Origin of the sequence: Streptococcus pseudopneumoniae (assembly GCF_038148935.1) — a bacterium.
Classification (GTDB): Bacteria; Bacillota; Bacilli; order Lactobacillales; family Streptococcaceae; genus Streptococcus; species Streptococcus pseudopneumoniae_U.
Window position 1 is genome coordinate 1 of the sequence record NZ_JBBJZX010000228.1, and the last position, 360, is coordinate 360.

The window sequence follows — 360 nt, forward strand, 5'->3', positions numbered from 1 at the left end:
ATATTTAGGTGTTGCTGGCATTTGAGGTTTAGCTGGCTGTTCAGGTATTGCTGGAGTTGCTGGCTCTACCGGTTGTGCTGGTTGAGTCGGTTCAACCGGTGTTGGAGTTGGCATCTCAACTTTGCGGAAGATATGTCTGATATTTCCATTTGAATCTGTCACAGTCTTCACATATTCGTAACCTGGAATTGTTCCCGGTTCTTTAGAACCTGGCTCAGTTGGTTTCAATGGATTTCCATTCTCATCTGTCCAAGTAGTTGTATTTTGCTTACCTGGATTTGGTTGAGGGGCTGGTGGTGTTACTTTTTCATAAACATGAACAGTATCTCCATTTGACAGTTTCTTCGTTTCTACGAATCT

General features: G+C 42.8%; 1 pseudogene. It reads right to left on the reverse strand.

The features are described 5' to 3' along the window. Nucleotides 1–360: pseudogene (locus WKI42_RS10745) on the reverse strand (hypothetical protein); the annotation flags it as partial.